Source organism: Bradyrhizobium sp. USDA 4486 (assembly GCF_054057995.1).
The window spans coordinates 4,594,611-4,612,220 of sequence record NZ_JBSRZV010000001.1; the positions used below are offsets into that span (position 1 = coordinate 4,594,611).

The window sequence follows — 17,610 nt, forward strand, 5'->3', positions numbered from 1 at the left end:
TTGCAAGAGTTCTGCGTCTGTCACGGCCATGGTGCAAAGGTAACGCATAAGACAGGGCAAAGTTGAAGGCCCGCGCCGATCTCGGCTGGCTCGAACTGCACGAAAGCGGGACCTAGGTGCGGCTACCGAGGCCAGGGGAAGATCTGCTCGCTCACAAGTGGGCAGCGCCTCGCCTCTGAGACGTTCAAGGCGCGCGCTGAAGCCTGTGCGTCAGCTCTCTGCGTCTCGCAAAAAGCGGCCCCAACTCGGGGGGCTGAGTTGGGGCCGATACTACGCAAAAAGGCCAAGCCGATGGGGTCATGCTGGCCCAAGGCTTAACGTGCACAGGCCTCAGGCGTTCTAGCGATATGGCAATAGATGTATGGGGTGGCGCGCGGCGGATTCACATTTGTTGTCGCAGGAACTTCACGCGGCGGGAACATTCGGCAACCCGGGGCTGGCTCCATAGTTCACGTAAATTGATTTCACCCGGTTCATTTGACCTTGCGCGGGCCGCAGCGATTGAGTTCGCTGCGGCCTTTCGACGTCGACCAAGTCTGGTTCGATCCGCACGAGAGCTTACGTGGGGGCGCCAGGGCAAGCTCTGCTCGAGAACTAATCTGCTGCGCAACCGTGGCCGCGAAGGGGTCGCGCCCGACTTCGCGCGGCCTTTGCTGGCCAATGCGCGCCACGGATGGTCTCTGAGCCGCCGGTATCGAATACTTCGCAACGCAAGCAGCGCGGGCATTGAAACTGGACGAGCCGGTAGAAGCCGGCCACAGGACCAGAGACCGCCATCGGCCAAGCCCCGCACTGCGGACAGCATGGTAGGACGCAATCGGAAAACGACATTGCGTGCTCGGTTCTTGGCCCTTCTCGGACGAACCGGCCTTTTTTAGCACAAGTTCCTAGTTGGCGCGGAAGCAGCACTATGTTGGTTGTGGACGTTCGCCCCTAGCTAGGGCTTCTAACCTGTCGAGTTGACCAGCGACGCCAGCAAAGCTCCTCGCGATGTTCCTCAAGAGAAAAGCTTGGTCCTCAGAAATGTTCGGAGATGTGGCGAGGGTCTTATAATGTTGCGCGATGCTTTTGCATTGGGCTGCAGTAATCATGAGAACTCCCAATTCGACAATCAATGAGTGAACATTTAAAACGCCTGGTCGGCCGGGTAGTTGCCGATCGCCTAGGAACGGAGCGTGGCGTTCGCCCATTATCGCCCTATGGAAAACGCCCCCCAAAGACCGAGATCCCGCCAGACGCCGACGGATGACCCGCGGCAGCAAACCAACGAGCCCACCCACAGGCAGACCAACAAGCCGTGGACGGGTAACCCCGAGAAGGACCAACTTCCGCCGGACCGGCCGGATCTCGATCTGGAGAAATGGCAGGAGTCCAACACCCCCTGAGGCCTGAGTAGCCTGATTTACCAAACGAGAGAGTACCTGGAGTGCGCCGAGAACTGCGCCGAGCTGGCGGAGGAGGCCGAGACCGCCCCCGCCGCGCGCCGCTTCCAGAGGATGGAGGCGGCGTGGCGCGCTTTGGCCGAAGAGCAGCAGTGGCTCGATGGGGAAGTGCCCCCGGTCCCACTCGTACATTCTCCGGCGTTACGCTCCTAAGGGCCGGCACCGCTGCCGTGGCGCCAATGCGTTGTAGTCGGGATTGCCTCGACCTCCCTCAAAAGCCTGCTCAATTCAGGCGCGGTCTAGCTGTCGTCGTGTGCAGCTGCAGTGCATGCCGGCGCCTCATTGCCAGCCAAAGGCCTCACTCCAAGTGCGCTGCGTTCTCGCAGACGAACCGGATAGCAAGGCAAACAGGACACTTGCGATTAATCAATGAATACCCTTCGTATCGAGACAAGAATGGTGACGATGAGACCCGCGAGACAAACAGCTAAGCAGATGTCTATCATCAGTAGCAGCTGCTCCCTGTCCTCTCGCTTCAACACTTTTACCTCGACAATTCCTTGCGGACTGCTGCAGCGGAGTTGCCTACCTTGTCAACGAGGCGCTGTAGTCTGCTTCTCGTTATTCCGAGTTCATGGGTCCAGTACTTAACCGCGTAATCATCGTTCATGTCGATCTTGTTGCGGTCCGGTTGAACACGCTTGCCGATGGTCATCTACTTCTCCTCCGAAGCAGAACGTCAGCTCAATGCTGATGTTCCCAAATGCAGAGGAATAGGTTATTTGCGAGTGAGGCCTTTGAACGAGCTGGCGCGAAGCAGCGCTTCGGACGTTATGTCTCGATATCAACGTCAGCGTAGAATTTCGGCTCGACCCATGTGGCTTTTGGTTTTCTAATGGGCTTGGTAAGCTTCTGCTTTGGACTGATCATAGTGTCGAGCGCATTTCTAATCTTGCGAGAGGTGGTCCGGCTCCAACCCGTCCCCATCTTGCCCATCTAGACCAGGTCTTTACCTTCTCTCTTGCCGAGATAGAGAGCGGCAACACCGGTGGGATCTTTTATGAAGCCGACAACGGGGAATTTGCCATTTTGGACGGCTTTGATCTTCTGCCAGGCTTCAACCCGCGCCGATCGGTAAGGAGGAATCCACTCGCTTGTAGATGATACCCTCGTACTTCAGTTTGCCGGCTGCTTCGAACAGCGCCTGCCCGTCCCCTTCGTGATGTTCACTGTAGAGGATAGACTCCTCGATGTTATTGCGCCAGATAAGCTCCTTGAGCAGCTCCTTACGCGCAAGCTGGGAAAGCTTCCGGAGGTCATGGCCATCAAGCCACAGGAGATCGAAGGCGAAGTAAACTAAGCGATCCTGATCCCCTCTCGCGAGGTCGGCCTGCAGCTCGGAGAAGTTAGGTCGCCCCTCGTGGATAACGACCACCTCGCCGTCAATGATCGCCTCTCCTTCGATGTCGAAGGCGCCGGCAATGACGGAGACTTGTGAACCCAGTTATGGCCGTTTCGCGTGTGGGCGCGGCGGTCATCTCCATTGATACGGACCTGGATGCGGTAGCCGTCGTATTTGACTTCGCGAATCCACTGAGACCCGGAAGGTGCCTTCATCTTTAGGGTCGCAAGCTGGGGCGCAATAAACCCCGCCATCCGAGGGGCCTCCGGCTGTTTCGCCGCTGCTTTGGTACGCTTTGCCACTAACGCAACTCACAAAAAGCCCGCCCTCGGGTTGGGCCAACAGCGGGCAGTCTACCTACCTTATTCACGACTCTCCAACCGCCGAGCCAAGAAGGCGTTCCCAAGGCTGAACTTTATACAACCGCAATCGCGTTTCCCGGTTGTATTTTCAAGGTCAACGAGAACGCCAGCCGAACGGCAAGAGAACGCGGTGTGACAAAGCTCCCCTTTGCGATGGCGGCCCGGAAGAAGTGCATGCGTACCGGCATCTACATCGGCCCGGAAAGCGGCACGAACGACGGTCAGGCCGAGAAGAAGTAGCTAGGCGATATCAGTCTGGCTCCGAGGCCCAATGCCTTGCGGTCGAATTCAAAGAATTCTGGAAGCGCTTCAGATTTTGCTCGTCCTGGCTAGCCTGATCCTCCGCCGCTTTCTTGCGTTCGTTGGTTGACAGGATAGTCAGTTGGTCATCACGCACTCTAGCAACGGCCAGGCGCTCTTCGGTGATGCCCGCCTTTTCCAACGCATCGTTGTAGTTCTTCAGGATCTTTTGGCGGTCAGTCAGGTCGGGCGCCACTGTGCTGCCAAGCGTCTGCATCGCCTTGGCGAAGGCTTCGCCCTGCTGGGCAGCTGCCAACGCCTCGGAGCTGAATCCGCGCAATGACTTCTGAGCGCTCTGAAGCGCAAGATCAATCTTGTTCGTATTGTCGGTCATATCGAGTAGCGACTGACCAAGCTTTCGCACGTTCTGATCCACCGAACTGTCGACGATATTAGAGACAGCTTCGCGGAACGCCCTGACATCCGGCTTTCCGGCCTTCACGGATGCGTTGAAGTCATCGATCGCCTTGCGGAACGGGGCAAATTTGTCCGCCGCGTCCGCAAGTGGACGCCCTAAGTCGTCAACGAACCGCGCCATTGGCACAGCTGCCGACAGCGCAGTCTTCGAAAGCCGCTCCAAATCCTTCTGAAAGCTGTCAGTCGATAAGCTGAGCAGCGTCTTGAAGACTGTGATGCTGTCCTTGGCGAAAGTATCAACGCCCTTGCCCGCCTCGCCATAGGCGTCCTTCTAGTGACTTAATAAGGTCTGCGTGAACCTTGAGCCGGTCGTCTAGGTCGTCGACCGCACCAATCGCCTTAAGGCCGTATTGAAGGGCCGCACCGCCAAGTGCAATGACGCCGATGGTAGCCAGGCTGGTTGGCGAAAGCAGCGACTTAAAAGCGGCGCCCAACAGCACGACAGCGGCACCAGCGCCAGATTGCCCCAGCACCTGGCTAATCTGCGTGCCCTGCTGCAGCGCCACGGTGAAAGACGACTGACCGCCCTGAAGCTGAACAGCAATGTCCTGGAACTGTGCGGCAAGATTGGCGCTCTGGAATTTTGCCGCGCCGAGCGACTTGGCAACGTCGTCGATCTTCTTCGGTGCCTTGGTGAACGCATTTCCAAGACTATTGTCAACGGTGCCTATCTGCCCTACCAGCTTGTCAAGCTGGCGTTGCATTGCTCGCGTGTCGGCCGAGATAGATAGAATTAGTTGTTCGTTGTCAGCCATTAAATCTCCGAAACATAATCGAGCTATTGTTGCGCAGCGTGCGCGGCGTTGTTAGATCGCGCTCCTAACAACTCATGGAGTCGCCGAGTGCCTAAGAAGACAAAGAAAATTGTCCGCCGAGAGTGGACGAAAGAAGACATCAAGGAATTGAAAGCGCACTCCTAGTCGCGGACACCGGTTGCGAAGATTTCCAAGATGACCAAGCGCACCGAGCGCGCGCTCCGTCAAAAAGCTATCGTGTTGGGTGTTGGACTCGGCCATCAACGGTGATCACCCGTCCGCCAAATTTCGATATCGTTTCGACACGAAACTGACATGCTGACCTGCAGACTGTTGTGTGGCGAGCTGGGCAGCTCGCGCGCGGAGGTTGAGAGCTCGCTATAGCCAGCCCCGGCGGGCTCTCCCTCTTCCATTTGTCAGTAGCCCTGACGTAGACGTAACATTTTCCAAAGTGTGACATCGACGACATTGCGACTGGGCGTAGTCCGGCTAGGCTACTTCCGCCGGGGCTGGATCTGATATTTCACCTACACATTTTAACCCGGCAGGCCGCGGTGGCTTGCTACTGCGGCCTTTTGATTGGCGGAACGCGCATCACGCAGCTGTCAATCGAGCAGGTCATCGGGTTCTTTCTCCGGCGCCCAACTAACCTTACTCGCATCAGCCGGCGTGGCGCCCATGCTTCCCAAGCACAATCGCAGAAGCGAAAGCGCCTTGGTGCCCACCTCCTCACCTGCCCGCAGGCGAGCACGCACGATGCAAGCGACTTCCAGCAAGGCGCGGTGGCTGTGGTTCAACCACGGCAGTTCACCAGCGAATTCTCGCCAAGCTGCGGACTGTGGCTCGATTAGCCACTTGGGTGGATCGCCGATCGCGTCGGCGGTCGGTTCGTTGCGCTTAAAGCGGCCGGCATTGATGAGATGTCGGCGCTCAATGCGGGCCTTGGCTTTCGGAATTCGCGTTCAGACCCATATTTTGAATTGTGGATGCGTGAATTTTTGGGGGCCGCCGGTAGCTAGTGGCGACTTCACCGCGTACCCGGTGATTACGTTATCAGCCAGGACGCGATATTTTCTTTGTCGGACCGACTCTGATCGAGAAGGTCAACGAATAGGTCGATGCAGTCCTGCGCGATGACGGTTTCCAAACCGGGGCGGTCGGACGAAACGAAAGCTCCTTGGCGTGGCCGATGCGCGCGCCAACGTTTTGCAGTCAGATGTCTTCGAGGTTGCTCGATCATGATAGTGGCCGAGTACTTGGGCGAACCACGGCGGGGAGCCTTAAGTTGCGCGAGGGTAGTGTCGGGTTGTACTTCTATCTGACTGTCGATCCGTCCACGCCAGAAGGCCAGACCGCGCTGGGAACGGTTGGCCGGCAGGATGCGCGTGGCACGGTACCTCGCCTTGCCGGAGTACGCACGATTGTCCGAGCAACGGCGAGACAGGCGGCGGTCGCAAAGTTGTTGGATGACGCGTTTGAGCGTCAGAGTGATCCTGATCTGCAATCTGAGCTGCGAGCCCTGCGGAGCCGTCTCGTTGCTGCACTCGGTGTGACCAATCGCTTGGACCTTCGTTGGCCTTCCGGCTTCAGCAGCCAATCGCGCAATTCGCCGACGGTGAGCGATGAGACGATCGCAAAGGCCGCCGAATCATGTCGATCCAAGATCAGGCGAGAGACGTCGTCAGTACGGCCGGAATCAGTTTCTCGGCCAGTCGGCACATCGGCGAGCGCCATCTGGGCGCAAGCCGCTCTTCCGGACCGTCAGCGGCGATGCCGACGAGCTGATCGACCGTCCGCTCGGACGTCACCTTGGCCATCAGATCCCCGAGGTCAGCAAAGCGGACACCTGTCCCCTCTATAGGGCATGATTAGTGGTTATCCCTTGATCAAGGCGAGCGCTTCGGCATGAAGCCGCGGCGTAGCGGTTGCCAAGATGCGCCCTTCCGAGTGAATCGAAAGCGGGCATCCCTCCCAATCGGTGATGCAGCCGCCGGCGCCCTGCACGATCGGAACCAGCGCCATGTAGTCATATGGCTGAAGCCCCGTTTCGAGAACTATGTCGCAGTGTCCCGACGCAAGCAGGCCATAGATGTAGCAATCGCCGCCGAATCGGCGCATCCGCGCAACTCGCGACAGCCGCTCGAATGGCTCCATCTCGCCTTTGCGGAACATGTCAGGCGATGTGGTGTAGAAGCTCGCGTCGGCGAGGCTCTCGCATGCGCTGGTCCGAGCCAATCCATCGCCAAACCGCGCCACGCTGGGCTTCGCCATCCACCGCTCGCCCGTAAAGGGGATGTCGATCAGGCCGCAGAACGGCTGCTGCTGATAGGTCAACGCGATCAGCGTGCCGAACAAGGGAAAGCCGCTGATAAAGCTCTTAGTGCCGTCGATCGGGTCAACGATCCACGTGAATGCTCCGCCGGGCTTGGCTCCGATCTCCTCGCCGATGATGCCATGCTCCGGAAAGCGCGCCTCTATCCTTTCCCTGAGACGCAACTCGACGGCTCGATCGGCGATCGTCACCGGGCTGGCATCGGACTTGGCCACGACATCCAGCGGCGTGCGGAAATAGGACAGCACGATGGGCCTGACCGAATCCGCTAGCTCGGCGGCGAATGACAGATAGACATCGGCATCGTCTGCTATGATGGCATATTGGCCCATTACAACTCCTGCAGGAACAGCGGCCAGTGGATCACGGATGATCAAGCGCGGCCCATGTGTTTCGAGATGCCGTATTTGCGACCCGCCAAGTAGGCTCAAGCAATCCGCTCAGGCGGCTCCAGGTTCCCGCAAACATCCTGCGTCTGCCACCAGGATTTTAAGTGTCGTTTCGCGACTGCGATGGGATCATCGTCCTTGCCACGGGCCGGCTGATACGCAATGCCACTATCTTTGAACTTGTTAAGCAGTATGTATCCATCCTCGACCTTGTATTGTCCTTCCGGCTATCTCGCCGGTATCGCCCTTCGCGCCCGACGAGGACCGAACGATAACACTAAGGCTGCGATATTCATGCAGCATTTTGGACACCCTAGATATGTGATTTGTCTGCGTTGCCGATCATCAAACGTCGCGCGCGAAGCGCGATGCGTGTTCATGAAACGCTACGACATTTCCCCTCCACCTGATCGAGCATAACCGGTAAAGGAGCTTCGTGGGGCTGCCCAGACACCTTTCGGGCAGTGCCTGACTAACCCCGTCCCCTGACCAAAAGCTGACGGCCGCGATCAATTCCTCGAATTCGGTAACTTGCGGGGCACCGCGCACCCCCAGTCAACTTAGAACAGCGATGCTACAAGCCTCAAACTTGTCAGAATTGTCCAGCCGCGCAGGCAGTCTTCGTCAGGGTCTTCACTAATTGTGGCGAATGAACCTTGCCGCCGTCAGGCCACGTCAGCGACTGCGGGTTCAAGGCTGAAGGGCTGACCGTCAAACACAAAGGCAACTTCGTCATCTTCGATTCGCTTTGACGATCTCAGCCTCGGAGGTTGATCGTTGTACCGACTTTTGTGCCGGCGTCGAACTGCTCTACCGCGGGATCGCGATAAGCTGCGGCGCCCGATAGCCGAGGTTTCAAGCAGGCAGCCAATGACAAGCCATTTCCGTTCAGCCGCCCTTAAGTCGAGGTATGAGGATAACCTTGGCGCCGAACGGATTGTAGGCTGTCCCTTCCCTCATGCCTGCAGCCCACTGTGCCATGTACGGATGACCATGGATGCAAACATCTGCCGTGGGCTGGTACGGCCCTCGGGATGCCATCTACGCTATTGAGCGCGCCGAGCAGGATGTCTGGAGCCGCTTGGGGGACCGTGGTTCCAGCCGAATCCGGTCGACGTCGACGGCACGTTTCTCACGATTGAGACCTTGCAATAGCAACAAGGCATCGGCATTGGAGAGCATTTTGCGCAAATCTATTTGTATCTGCCGATCGGAAATACTTGCGATCTTGTCACGCGGCCATTGCGGGAAATCACCACACGATTTCCATCAGGCGTGAGCTCGAAATCGGCACGGACCCAGGCATGGAGATTCTGTCGATTCTCGTCCGTCTGAAATCTATCAAATCATAGGCGAGCATCGCCTCGGCCCCACCCAAATCGCCCCACAGTAGCAAGGACCGCCTCAAGCCCCGCCTGTTTTGGGTTTATTGACGTCGCTACCGGCGACCGGTTCGATACGATGACGAGATGCACAAGTTATCCTTCCCGTCTGATCTGCCGGTTTGCCGGCCATCGATCAAGTTGCAAACGTTGGTCCCCGAAAATTTCCGGCCGGACCGCCGATCGGACTCGGTGATTTCGTGTGCACTCGGCTGGGATTGGATGTAGCGAGCCGCCTCGAGGGCGTCTCCACGCACGCCCTTGTCAATCGCAAGACGAATGCGTCTAGCCCGCGTCCACCGCATCAACGGCTTCGTCTAACAAAGCAACTTACCCACGGCCACGAAGTACCGATTCTTCACAGACAAAACGGCTTTAATTCTTCGGTGAGCGGCACTCTGGTCCGATATCGGGTCGATCGATCGGCTTTGGGTGCCGATGATTCTGCTGGAGCAAATTGCGCCTGCTCCCAATATCAACCTTCGCCGCGGGAACGACAGTTTACGCAACGCGGAGCTAAAACGGCTGCCTACCAAATTTGGTATGGGACATAAAGACGCGTTTGGATCGTGCGACCGATAGTCTGTCACGCTAGAGCGATATTGGTGGGGACGAAAAACGTGCACCGCCAAGGTCGCGCGCGCAACGCTAGACCTATCGAGCCACAATGTCGACCTTTCGCCGTAAACACCGGACCATACGTTGATGCCGTCATTCGAAAGCTGGATGGGGCGGCTCCATCTCAATCTGCCTGGCCTGACGCTCCTCCCGAAAGACCTCTTTCGCGAGTTCAAGGCGGCCTCGGTAGTGATCGTCGACATGACTTCATCATCAACCTAGCCGCGCGCAACCGTTTCCAAGCACCGCCATTGCCTCCCGCGTCAAGGCTGACGGTTGCCTGCTCACCCGAAGCGAGGCGTTAATACATGGTCGATGAACTGGATCTGCGAACCTTCACGCCACATCCGCAACGCGACGCTGTGCTCCGCGAAGTGCACGCGCGCCCCTTCACGCGCCTTGTTTCGCCATTCAGCGTGATCCACTTCGCTTTTCTGGCACAGGGCGAAGCGGCCACAAGCGATCGCTGCCGTTTTATCGATTTTTGCCTCGAGCGCAATCTTACGCCGCCTGAGCAATCTGCGAAACTTCATCAGATTGTCATCGGTCCCGCTACGCTACGCTGGGAGCAGCATTCCGAATTTACAACATTTACCTGGATCTGGACTAATGCAAATTGTTCTGCCGCAGACCAATTTGACAAAGTTGATGGCACCGTCCGATCGCTGATCCGCGCGTTGCGTCAGACCGGACAGTTGCTGGTCGCGATCAGGCTAGAAGTGGAGCGGGATGCCTCGCCGACCAGGCGGGCCGAACAGATTTTTGACAAGGACAGCCTGGCCATGGTTGTCACAAACAGCGGCGCAGGCGTTGCCGCCTCAGACTTCCGCGTAGACGAAAAAGGCTTCACGAAAATCCTCGTCTGCGACCTCGGGTTGACGTCGCACGATCTCGGAGCGCTGGTGCAGCGGCTCCTCGAAATCGAGACCTACCGTCCATTGGCGCTGCTTGGCCTGTCGGCAGCCCTTGAGCTTGCACCATCTGTTGATCGCATTGACCGTCGTCTTGTTGAGGCGCTCGAGAAAATGCAAAGCGGTGAGGGGCTGCAGTTCAACAACCACCTACTTGCTGAGCTGACCGCGCTGGCCGCATCCTTCGAAAGAGGCGCGACCGGCAGCCTGTTTCGCTTCGGCGCCAGCAGGGCCTATAACGAGCTGGTCCAATCGCGACTGTCCATCATTGAAGGCAACGATGTCTCGGGCTATCCGACCTGGTCGTCGTTTCTGGCACGCCGCATGGCGCCGGCGATGCGAACCTGCGCAACTGTGGAGGATCGTCAGGCGACTCTGTCGGTCAAGCTCGCGCGTGCCGCCGATCTGTTGCGAACCCGGGTCGACGTCGAAATCGAACGACAGAATCGTGACCTGTTGCAGGCTATCAACGAGCGCGCGAGACAGCAACTTCGGCTGCAGTGCACGGTCGAAGGATTGTCGGTCGGGGCGATAGGATATTATGTGGTCAGCCTATTTAGCTATCTTGCCAAGGGCGCGCATGATGTCGGACTGCGAGTAGAGCCCTCGTTCCTGACCGCAGCCTTCGTGCCGATCGCGGTCGGCGTGATCTGGCTGGTGAGTTACAATGTCCGAAAGCGACACCTCAAGCACAACGACGCGCCCTCGGTTACTTACGACTAGAGCTCCTAAAGGGAATCGTTGCGTTCGTCCTCCAAAGCTCGCATGGTCGGGGTGCCACGCTGCCGCAAGATCGCGGCCTGCTCCTGCGCAAGGTAATGCCTCCCGGACCAGCCGGCGAGGCAATGTGGGCAGGATCAGTCGCCGTTGCGGCGGTTGGGACCCGGCAGATCAGGCTGAAGGGCTCACCTTCTTCGTCGGAAGAGCTTGGCGAAGATCGCAGCGGTGAAGCTCCGATCGTCGAGCTTCGTTAGAGCGCTTCGACCAGGCAGCCCCGATCTCCACACGGCCGACATAGACCCGGTGGCTCGGTGCGTTGGCGCGGGAGCGGTTGGTCGGGGACGATCCGGACGTTCCTGGCCTGGAGCGAGAGTGTGACGATCGCGCCGATGAGCTCGATGTTGCCGGTCTTTTTGAAGGTGCCGATGGTCGCCATTGTAGTTCTCCTTGATCTCCGTATGCCGAGCTCGCACCTTGCGGCCTCGATGGTGATCGACAGGCCGGAGGCGATCGACAGCGCACCCCGAAGGGGCCTGACAGCAAAGGAGCAACTTTCTTGGCTCGCGCGACGAATGACGGCGCAGCCGACAGGGGAAAAAGTTGTGACGCCGCTGTTGCGCCTTAGGCGGTCGAGGCGCAGCCGTCCTTCGGGCAGACCAATCCATCGAAGATGGCCGTTGGTGCGCTCGGCCTAAGAATCGGAAGGAGAATGTGGCGAGTTCGACCGCACAGAGAGGCCGGCGACTGAGTTCGATGGTGACACGCGCCCTCCCTCTTCAGCAGCGGACGGATTTGGCATCGTGATTACGCGTCGGCCGCGCGGCCCGTTCACGTTTATTGTCGGCCGCAGCCTCGAGATGCGACCGCTTGGCCCATGCCTCCATGATCACCGCGACGAGTCCGGGGCGGAAGTTCGACCATCGGAGCTTCAACGGCCAGCCCGCTCTCGTTCGAATTTCGACGATGAGGGCCGTGAGGATCCCCGACATCTGGTCCAGTCCCGCCCGTCGTCGCGACGCCTTAAGTTGGCGCTACCATTATCCGGCAGGTTCGGGGGCGGCCGTTCCAGTGAAGCGGATGAACGCTGTGATGCTGAGGGCAATGGCACGCAGGACGCCAAGAATCATCCGCCAGATTGGTGGGGCACCGTCATCAGGGCGAATCCATATGTGCCGCTATCGCCCTCTACGTAGCGGGCGCGACGTCAATTGCGACGCCTCCGAGCAAGCCCGCACGGGTGGAGGCCCACATGGCGATCGTCATGCCAATGAAGACCGGGAGCGCAGAGGCAGCGAGCGTGAACACCAGCCAACAGAACAAGCCGATGAGGAGGATAATGAGTGCTGGCCCGGAGCATGATGATGGCGGTGGAGCCCGTGAGATAAAAGTCTGACGGCTGCGCCTTCCACCACCACGGCGCGCGCCCCTACAGCAGGAAACGCAGCGACCGGATCGTCACAAATCCAGTTGTGCGATTTTGTCATTGGCGCCGAGCTTGCGCAGGCCTCGTGCAATCGGCATTGACCCTTTTTGATCCCCAAGTGGCCCCCGCCGTTTGAAATCACCTAGCGCAATCAGTTTCGGGAAAGTCCTGTATTCTTTCTCCATTTCGGCTGCCACTCCATCGTGTGTGTTGCTATTGAGGATCCGGGGTTACAATCGCCACTCACTCGCAAGCCCTGGTTGTTTCCCGTTTGGCGGCGTTTTGGCGCGCAACTATTCCCACGCAATTACAAAGGTTGCGTATTGGATCTGCGCTCGCAAATGTCGGCTGTGGAGAGATTGTCGGAAGCTCCGATTGTCACATTTGAGACAACGTCGGCAAGTTGACGCGACAAACTCTTCCGAAAAGCCTGCAAAACAAGCGAATTCAGTTTGGCACATCCATTGCTCCATTCGGGCATCATCACCAATCGCAGTACGGTGATTTCGGAGCGGATCTGGCGCGCATTGCCGCAAATGTCAGCTCTGCTCCGACGATTTGCCGTGCGGCGATATCTTAGGAAAGCCGGTGTGGACCGGGAAAGTGCAGGATCTTTGATGAAGTCGAGAGTAGTTGGGTTGGGCGTCACGACGATTGCGGTCATAGCGAGCGGAGCGGCCAACGCGCGCCTTGAACAAGAACCGAAGCTGCCGCTGGTCGTATGGAACTGGTCGGGTGGTTATATCGGCGGACACGTCGGCGGTGGATACGGCCGAACCTCCTTCAGCAATCCATACGGTCCATCAATCTATGGCGGCATCGTCGATACCCCGGCGTTCCTTGCAGGTGGCCAGATCGGTTACAACTGGCAGAACAGCAGCTGGGTGTTTGGCATCGAGCTGGATGCCAGCGGTGCTGTCTCCGACGGCACAAATACATGCCTCGCCGCTTCGGGCTTAGTTGTGAGCGCAAATTGCAAGGCAGGTCCGAGCCTCTTTGCCTCCGGGACCGGTCGCGTCGGTTACGCCTTTGGCGCGCTCGGACACACGCTGGCCTATCTCAAGGCAGGCCTAGCCTGGCAAAACAATCGGGGCGATGTCGTCAACAACTTTGAAGGCGGCTGGCCACAGGAGAAAACCCATTTCGACTATGGCCGGGTCGGTGGCATCATCGGGCTGGGCATCGAGCAAGCCCTAACGCCTGCATGGTCGGTGAACGTCGAGTATGACTATCTGCACTTTGGCGGACCGGGCGTCGCGACCGCTTCGACAGTGCAGTTTCCGCCGTTTGCGATTCTGCCGGCGAACACAACCAGCCTGTCCAGCAACTACCACATCGGAAAGATTGGCCTTAACTACCATTTCGACGCCGACTCGAAGGCCGCACAATGGTCTAATGCTCCGCTGTACACGAAGGCGCCCGCGAGCGTGCAGCCCATTCCCTACGCAATTGGTTGGTCGTTCGAAGGCGGCTCGCGGCTCTGGCTTAGCCCGGGGGAAATTCCAGTGGGATCACAGCGCAGCGGACGAACGCCAAGATCCCGGCTTGCTGATATCACGGCTCACGTATCATGGACTGGATGGATTCTCTGGGGAGTTATTCGGTCGTGTTGACAGTCCCTGGGGAGTGTTCCTGAAGAGCAATATTGGCCTTGGGCAGTTCAACAAAGGGAAGTCGAATGATGAAGACTGGTTGCCCGACGAGGGACGGTCCTACCAGAACACCCTTTCAGATGAGGCAAACGGAAAGTTCACATATTACACGGCCGATCTCGGATACGATTTCCTGCGCGGCACGAACTACAAGGTCGGTGGATTTCTAGGCTGGACCTACTACGGCCAGAGCTCGGACTCGACCGGTTGCGTTGAGTTCGCTAATCCGCGGAATCGATGTCTTAACCCGGGTGACAACAGGATTGTTGGTAGCGAGGATACGCAATGGAATGCGCCCCGGATCGGCCTGAGCGCCGAAACCATGCTGACCGAGCGTTGGCGCCTGAACGCTGATATCGCTTACCTGCCCTGGACCGATTTCATCGGCCGGGACAATCACCTCCTGCGCCCAAAGACCACCTTTTGCTGAACAAAGCGGCAGTGGTGGCGGCGGAGTCCAGCTTGAAGGCGTGCTGTCCTACTTCCTCACCGACAACATTAGCATTGGCGTTGGTGGCCGCTATTGGGCCATGTGGACCAAAGAGGACGCCGGGTCCATGCACTGCGGTAACGGCTGCATCAAGCACTCGCCCTCATTTGCGAAGTACAGCATGGAGCGCTGGGGTACGTTCTTTCAGGCCTCATACAGATTCGATTCAAAGACTTGATCTTGGCCAGCTCGAGACTACTTCTCGAGCCATCCAGGCCTGCTCGTAAGCAGCGACGTCGGCGCCAAACAGCGACCCGACGTCGCGGGCAATGATGGTGAAGCACCTCGGAGCAGAGCTCAGCGTTGGTTGCAAGGAATGAGTGCCAGCCGGTGCGAGCCCCACGCCTCTCGAGTCCCTTCGGCCCCCGAAAGCCTCAGTGCCGACACGATTTCATCCACCCCCGGGCCTTCCTTGAGGATTTTCCAACCTCCTTCGATCGTCTCATGAGAATAGAAGTAAGTGTCAGCGCTTTCACTTCTTGAACAATAGTTTCAATGCAAGCGTCCCCAAAACGCCGCAACGTTTTAGGTTGGATCGGAAATGAGAAGCTGCACTGCGGAACTGCTTGCTGTAGCCCACCGCGACGCGCGAGAAGGCCCTGACGTTGCGCGCTCCAGCAAACTCTACGGGCGCGGCATTGAGATGATCCGAAAGTCCGGGATGAGCTAAGCCGGCGGGCCCCATCGTCGGGCAGAATGCGACGCGCCAAGTTTGGGTGCAGATCGGCGTACTAGTCCAGCACTGCTGAGCCTGCCCTGACGAACTGGTCGATCAGCTCTTGCGCCTCGGGCAAGTCCCGGGCGTGCCTGGCCGCTCGACGACAAGTTTCAAGGTCCTCAAGGCGGCTCCCCAATTTTCGCTTTGCTGCGTTGATTTCGTCCCCCGTTGGCGCCCCCACATCCGAAGTCGGTGGCGGGTTGGTAAGCGCCGCGGCTCTATCTTGAGGCGGAGCGCATCGCCTCAACGACGGCGTCGGAGGATTGACTGCGTTCCTCTCGGACAAGCCCGGGCTCCAGGCTCGAACTGCCAAATCCTGCAGCCCCAACGTGGGATATGCCAGCTCGGCCAATGCCCGTCATATCGTATCTCCCATGTTCTATATCCTGGTCACACCTCGTGCACACGGACCTTTAGCAGTTGACAAACCTAAACTCCCGGACGAGTTCATCACAGTCCGTCTTGCCATGCGCCACGATCTGGAGACGATATTTCGTACGTCCCCTGGTCGTAGATCGGCGCCACGAATCGTCCCGGGCAGCGGGTCGGCGATTGTCGAGAAGTTTGACGGCTTGAGCCAAATCTCTACCGAGGTGGCGGAGAATTAACTCTCGACTTGGCTAGTACAGGTGCAATTCGGTTTTCGCGACTCGGGCCAGTGCCCTTAGACATGTGGCGCCCGGCGCCCGCTTGGACTAGCATGGCGTCGACGCGCCCGCGGGTCGATCCGCTAATGCGCTTGGCAACGCTGATGAGGCTTAGCCTTTCGGCTCGAATAGCCCACTCGAGTAGCCGCGGGTTCATTCGCTTACCTGATGCGGAGACCCGTAGACCAAAGCGAGTCAGGCTCTCCCGCTGACGCGACGATTTTCCAAGCTTCCCCCGGCGAAATGATCGTGCTTGTGCACCGTTCAGGGATGTATTGCGTGCTCTCGATGTGATTTACGAAAGAACTGTTGAGCGTTCGCGCGCATGATCCTCTCTATCAGACCACGAGTCTCTTCAAGCGCAACCCACCCTTCGGCAACCAATTGCGAGAGTGTTATCGCGATTCCACGACGCGCTACAAACGCATGGCCGTAAATTGGCTCGACAGCGACATAGTCGCCGCCAAAGGTGAAGATCTTGTTTGACGGAACCGCCATCAGAAACTCCTTCAGAAAGCGAACGCCCGCCACCGGATTGATAATCCACGCCCAGCACATGTCGATCGCGGCATTCGGGTAATGTTTGGCGAGCGCGATAAACTCGTGTTCGTATGGATAGCCAATATGCATGAGAACAAAACGGGTTTCAGGAAAGTCTTGCAACAGACGGCATACGTCTGCGGCATTGCTGTGGGTACGGCCGAGTTGCATCACGCCATGGCCGGCCAAAACGCCGGTGTGCAGTTTGACCGGCAGGCCGCACTCGCCAGCCTTGTCGACACAATAGCGGAACAGATAATCTTGTAGCGCTTTGAGGTCCTCGGGACCGAGGGCGTGTAATGCGCCGACTCTGTCGGCGTGATGAGGAAATAGCCTTGACGCATGCGCCTTGGTGACCGGCTCGAAATTGAGAGCGCGCGAATAGGCAATCTGCGATTTTACGGCGACAGCTTTGGGACCGTATGTTGCGAAGTAGAAGTCGATGACGTCGAGCCACTCATCGAGCGTCGCGGGTCGCCTGCCTGTCTCAGCCTCCACCCACGCAAAATCAGCAGCGCTACACCGGCACAGTTGAAGGATGCTTATATCGTGATCGAGTAGCCCTGGCTGTTCGGTCTCCATAAAAATGCGCTGTAGCGAATTGACATGGCAGCCCTCGATGTTCGCCAGGCCAAAAATGCGGGCATAAAACCCGGGCTGAACCGTTTCTCGGTATTTCTCAGCGATGCGCGGCAGGCTCTCGGCCGTCAAATCATCTTCACCGTAAACGCCGCGAAACGTATGGCGCAGGGCCTGGGCGTAGCCGGTGTGGCGGATGCGCTCCCAATAAGGGGCAATCAACCGATATTTTTCCAGGCTTGGAAGATCCGGCCCGAGGAACCTGCGCAAATCGGCCGCCGGAAGGCCGGCAACGACCAGATCCTCGGCTGTATAGGACCTGAATAAATAAGCCCAGTCGTTGCATGGCAATGTTCGTGGATGGATCGCTCCAGCAAGGCGTTGACTTTCCTCAATCAGATGTTCGTGGGTGTCCACAAACGGCGTTTCCTCCACCCACTGCGCAATCTTTCGATCGGAGTCCGTCATTGCCTCCCACCCAATCGCAGCGCTACTCATTTTGGACTCCTTTCAGGTAAGGACGGTCGCTTGCATCCGCATTCGCGATCACCGCTGCGTTAACCATGCTGTATGTCTAACTTCGCCAACGGC

16 protein-coding genes and 3 pseudogenes are annotated in these 17,610 nt (G+C 58.2%); 7 read left to right on the top strand and 12 right to left on the bottom strand.

The annotated features are described in order from the left end of the window. Positions 1–1,400 precede the first annotated feature (1,400 nt). On the top strand, positions 1,401–1,595 hold the full coding sequence (locus ACVWY3_RS22260) for a hypothetical protein (RefSeq protein WP_456843425.1): 195 nt from the start codon (positions 1,401–1,403) through the stop codon (positions 1,593–1,595). A gap of 331 nt (positions 1,596–1,926) precedes the next feature. Here ACVWY3_RS22260 and ACVWY3_RS22265 read toward each other — a convergent pair whose 3' ends face one another. The 6 genes from ACVWY3_RS22265 to ACVWY3_RS22290 all read right to left on the bottom strand — a co-directional run bounded on the left by ACVWY3_RS22265 (position 1,927) and on the right by ACVWY3_RS22290 (position 4,618). Beyond that, positions 1,927–2,097 (bottom strand): DUF3606 domain-containing protein, encoded by a 171-nt coding sequence (locus ACVWY3_RS22265; RefSeq protein WP_456840398.1) that lies wholly within the window; start codon positions 2,095–2,097, stop codon positions 1,927–1,929. A gap of 116 nt (positions 2,098–2,213) precedes the next feature. Continuing rightward, the gene (locus ACVWY3_RS22270) at positions 2,214–2,378 is read right to left on the bottom strand and encodes an ATP dependent DNA ligase (protein WP_456840399.1); all 165 of its coding nucleotides are present in this window, start codon (positions 2,376–2,378) and stop codon (positions 2,214–2,216) included. Positions 2,379–2,499: 121 nt separating this feature from the next. After that, positions 2,500–2,817, bottom strand: coding sequence for an ATP-dependent DNA ligase (locus ACVWY3_RS22275; protein WP_456840400.1), 318 nt, complete (start codon positions 2,815–2,817; stop codon positions 2,500–2,502). Next, positions 2,739–3,038 carry an ATP-dependent DNA ligase gene (locus ACVWY3_RS22280; protein WP_456840401.1) on the bottom strand — a complete coding sequence of 100 codons (300 nt, stop codon included), beginning with the start codon at positions 3,036–3,038 and terminating at the stop codon, positions 2,739–2,741. The genes ACVWY3_RS22275 and ACVWY3_RS22280 overlap by 79 nt, the downstream gene beginning before the upstream one ends. Before the next feature lie 358 nt (positions 3,039–3,396). After that, complete coding sequence (locus tag ACVWY3_RS22285; RefSeq protein ID WP_456840402.1) at positions 3,397–3,984, bottom strand: hypothetical protein; 588 nt, start codon at positions 3,982–3,984, stop codon at positions 3,397–3,399. 115 nt (positions 3,985–4,099) lie between these two features. Continuing rightward, positions 4,100–4,618: a phage tail length tape measure family protein gene (locus ACVWY3_RS22290; protein WP_456840403.1), complete on the bottom strand. Its 519-nt coding sequence runs from the start codon at positions 4,616–4,618 to the stop codon at positions 4,100–4,102. 87 nt (positions 4,619–4,705) lie between these two features. On the opposite strand from ACVWY3_RS22290, the pseudogene ACVWY3_RS22295 reads away from it, so the two are divergent. Both ACVWY3_RS22295 and ACVWY3_RS22300 read left to right on the top strand, forming a co-directional pair. Further along, positions 4,706–4,888, top strand: a pseudogene (locus ACVWY3_RS22295) (hypothetical protein). Between the two features lie 946 nt (positions 4,889–5,834). Then, positions 5,835–5,945: pseudogene (locus ACVWY3_RS22300) on the top strand (HK97 family phage prohead protease); the annotation flags it as partial. A 155-nt stretch (positions 5,946–6,100) separates the two neighbouring features. Here the strand turns inward: ACVWY3_RS22300 and eutB are convergent. The 3 genes from eutB to hisN are packed head-to-tail and all read right to left on the bottom strand — an operon-like array spanning position 6,101 to position 7,282. Beyond that, positions 6,101–6,352, bottom strand: a complete 252-nt coding sequence (gene eutB / locus ACVWY3_RS22305; protein WP_456840404.1) for an ethanolamine ammonia-lyase subunit EutB — start codon at positions 6,350–6,352, stop codon at positions 6,101–6,103. Then, positions 6,283–6,435 carry a hypothetical protein gene (locus ACVWY3_RS22310; RefSeq protein ID WP_456843581.1) on the bottom strand — a complete coding sequence of 51 codons (153 nt, stop codon included), beginning with the start codon at positions 6,433–6,435 and terminating at the stop codon, positions 6,283–6,285. The genes eutB and ACVWY3_RS22310 overlap by 70 nt, the downstream gene beginning before the upstream one ends. A 58-nt stretch (positions 6,436–6,493) precedes the next feature. After that, complete coding sequence (gene hisN / locus ACVWY3_RS22315; RefSeq protein ID WP_456840405.1) at positions 6,494–7,282, bottom strand: histidinol-phosphatase; 789 nt, start codon at positions 7,280–7,282, stop codon at positions 6,494–6,496. 2,365 nt (positions 7,283–9,647) lie between these two features. On the opposite strand from hisN, the gene ACVWY3_RS22320 reads away from it, so the two are divergent. After that, a complete protein-coding gene (locus ACVWY3_RS22320; protein ID WP_456840406.1) occupies positions 9,648–10,973 on the top strand; it encodes a DUF3422 family protein in 1,326 nt (441 codons plus the stop codon). A 134-nt stretch (positions 10,974–11,107) separates the two neighbouring features. Here ACVWY3_RS22320 and ACVWY3_RS22325 read toward each other — a convergent pair. After that, positions 11,108–11,406, bottom strand: a pseudogene (locus ACVWY3_RS22325) (DUF736 domain-containing protein). 813 nt (positions 11,407–12,219) lie between these two features. Between ACVWY3_RS22325 and ACVWY3_RS22330 the strand changes: the two are divergent. Beyond that, entirely contained in the window at positions 12,220–12,363 is a 144-nt protein-coding gene (locus tag ACVWY3_RS22330; RefSeq protein ID WP_456840407.1) for a hypothetical protein, read from the top strand. Positions 12,364–12,425: 62 nt separating this feature from the next. Here the strand turns inward: ACVWY3_RS22330 and ACVWY3_RS22335 are convergent, their stop codons facing one another. Next, positions 12,426–12,578 (bottom strand): hypothetical protein, encoded by a 153-nt coding sequence (locus ACVWY3_RS22335; RefSeq protein ID WP_456840408.1) that lies wholly within the window; start codon positions 12,576–12,578, stop codon positions 12,426–12,428. A 432-nt stretch (positions 12,579–13,010) separates the two neighbouring features. Here ACVWY3_RS22335 and ACVWY3_RS22340 point away from each other — a divergent pair, with 432 nt between their 5' ends. Together ACVWY3_RS22340 and ACVWY3_RS22345 are read left to right on the top strand one after the other, a co-directional pair. Continuing rightward, positions 13,011–14,006, top strand: a complete 996-nt coding sequence (locus tag ACVWY3_RS22340; RefSeq protein WP_456840409.1) for an outer membrane protein — start codon at positions 13,011–13,013, stop codon at positions 14,004–14,006. Between the two features lie 13 nt (positions 14,007–14,019). After that, the gene (locus tag ACVWY3_RS22345; protein WP_456840410.1) at positions 14,020–14,475 is read left to right on the top strand and encodes an omptin family outer membrane protease; all 456 of its coding nucleotides are present in this window, start codon (positions 14,020–14,022) and stop codon (positions 14,473–14,475) included. A gap of 1,689 nt (positions 14,476–16,164) precedes the next feature. Here ACVWY3_RS22345 and ACVWY3_RS22350 read toward each other — a convergent pair. Further along, positions 16,165–17,517 carry an amidohydrolase family protein gene (locus tag ACVWY3_RS22350; protein ID WP_456840411.1) on the bottom strand — a complete coding sequence of 451 codons (1,353 nt, stop codon included), beginning with the start codon at positions 17,515–17,517 and terminating at the stop codon, positions 16,165–16,167. Positions 17,518–17,610: the final 93 nt, after the last annotated feature.

Excerpts from the sequence above, each read along its gene's own strand:
- hisN (WP_456840405.1), bottom strand. The coding sequence starts at position 7,282 with ATGGGCCAATATGCCATCATAGCAGACGATGCCGATGTCTATCTGTCA.
- ACVWY3_RS22270 (WP_456840399.1), bottom strand. The coding sequence starts at position 2,378 with ATGGGCAAGATGGGGACGGGTTGGAGCCGGACCACCTCTCGCAAGATT.
- ACVWY3_RS22290 (WP_456840403.1), bottom strand. The coding sequence starts at position 4,618 with ATGGCTGACAACGAACAACTAATTCTATCTATCTCGGCCGACACGCGA.
- ACVWY3_RS22330 (WP_456840407.1), top strand. The coding sequence starts at position 12,220 with ATGGCGATCGTCATGCCAATGAAGACCGGGAGCGCAGAGGCAGCGAGC.
- ACVWY3_RS22285 (WP_456840402.1), bottom strand. The coding sequence starts at position 3,984 with ATGGCGCGGTTCGTTGACGACTTAGGGCGTCCACTTGCGGACGCGGCG.
- ACVWY3_RS22335 (WP_456840408.1), bottom strand. The coding sequence starts at position 12,578 with ATGGAGAAAGAATACAGGACTTTCCCGAAACTGATTGCGCTAGGTGAT.
- ACVWY3_RS22350 (WP_456840411.1), bottom strand. The coding sequence starts at position 17,517 with ATGAGTAGCGCTGCGATTGGGTGGGAGGCAATGACGGACTCCGATCGA.
- ACVWY3_RS22320 (WP_456840406.1), top strand. The coding sequence starts at position 9,648 with ATGGTCGATGAACTGGATCTGCGAACCTTCACGCCACATCCGCAACGC.
- ACVWY3_RS22310 (WP_456843581.1), bottom strand. The coding sequence starts at position 6,435 with ATGGCCAAGGTGACGTCCGAGCGGACGGTCGATCAGCTCGTCGGCATC.
- ACVWY3_RS22340 (WP_456840409.1), top strand. The coding sequence starts at position 13,011 with ATGAAGTCGAGAGTAGTTGGGTTGGGCGTCACGACGATTGCGGTCATA.
- eutB (WP_456840404.1), bottom strand. The coding sequence starts at position 6,352 with ATGGCGCTCGCCGATGTGCCGACTGGCCGAGAAACTGATTCCGGCCGT.
- ACVWY3_RS22280 (WP_456840401.1), bottom strand. The coding sequence starts at position 3,038 with ATGGCGGGGTTTATTGCGCCCCAGCTTGCGACCCTAAAGATGAAGGCA.
- ACVWY3_RS22265 (WP_456840398.1), bottom strand. The coding sequence starts at position 2,097 with ATGACCATCGGCAAGCGTGTTCAACCGGACCGCAACAAGATCGACATG.